Here is a 1,173-nt window from a genome sequence, read left to right as displayed (position 1 = left end):
ACCGCTTCCAGCTTAAATTCAACGGAATAGTGGCGTTTGGTCGGTTTCAATTTCATTGTCATACCTCATTGTCATGTTAATAACATTAGCAGGCTTTTGAGGTGTCCGGATTTAATGTACTACTACAGTCGGGCAGGGTTCCGCAGGCAGTGGGAGTGGAGTTTCACTGCAACTGCCGGAAGGGGTAGAACCGCTCGCACAAGTAGGGCAACTTCCGATGGCGGAAGCACTCCCGGTAACTGAATTTTCGGCTAAACCACCTTGTGCCATCCTCGCACAGCAAGAGGAAAACTGGGTTATCACCGGAGCAGAGGAAGCATAATGGAATCGACTAATTGGAAAAGCTGGCTGTCACATCAGGACAGAGGGGAGTGTTATTTTCTGGTCAATAGTCTGGCGGAACCGAACCCGGTTCAGACCTTTTACCTTAATGGCTGGACAGAACAGGCGTTTCCGCTCTACAGCGGTACGCCGATGAATGCCATGTTGGAACAAAGTCCGTGGTTGATTCAACCCAAAACCAAGTGCCTGCCGGAACTGGCTTTACTGCTGGATAAACACGAATTCAGCGATGCCAGTTGGGGGTGGGGCTATCGCAGTACGTTACCGTGGTCATTTCAGTTAGAGCACTGGCGTTTACATCAGCAGGTTTTACTGCGCGGGCAGGTGGTGGTTTTGCGTCTGATGGATAACCGCATTTTCACACCTTTGCTACCCGCCCTACAGCCCGGTGACTGGCGTGAACTCTTAACTTCGGTCAATGAGCTGATGATCGATACGCCCGAACCGGTTTGCTATTACCGGCCGGAAAACTGCCCTCAGGTATTAACAAAGAATTTATTTGTGCTGGGTGATCACCTGATTGAAGCCCGTTACTCAACCGATACCGCCCTCAAGAATTTGGCCTACTCCTTAAGTTGTCAGCTTTGGGAGGAAAACTCCGAATTGGCGCTGACACTGGATGAACCGGAAGGGCAATTGCAGCATAGCCTTGTGGTATGGCTGAAACAGGCAAGAGATGAAAAACAGAACCTGAATAAACTGACTGTTGAACGCTTTATTACTGATAATCAACAAGCTGTAATTGATAAAAATATTTAAGGTTAATTTTCTACTACCTATAATGAATTAAGGAAGAAAAGAATGAGTCAGTTACAACCAACGGATTGCATT

The 1,173-nt window shown here is 47.6% G+C and carries 1 protein-coding gene; it reads left to right on the top strand.

The genetic code is table 11. The features are described from left to right. The first annotated feature begins 321 nt into the window (after window positions 1-321). Entirely contained in the window at window positions 322-1,101 is a 780-nt protein-coding gene (locus AACQ81_RS03645) for a DUF4123 domain-containing protein (RefSeq protein ID WP_237388479.1), read from the top strand. Window positions 1,102-1,173: the final 72 nt, after the last annotated feature.

The organism is Xenorhabdus sp. Sc-CR9, assembly GCF_963897815.1.
Lineage (GTDB): Bacteria > Pseudomonadota > Gammaproteobacteria > Enterobacterales > Enterobacteriaceae > Xenorhabdus.
The sequence above is the reverse complement of the archived record's forward strand: the minus strand, read 5'-3'. Positions and strand labels throughout refer to the sequence as shown.

What these genes read in the sequence shown, in the direction of transcription:
- AACQ81_RS03645 (WP_237388479.1), top strand. Translation starts at nt 322, where the DNA reads ATGGAATCGACTAATTGGAAAAGCTGGCTGTCACATCAGGACAGAGGG.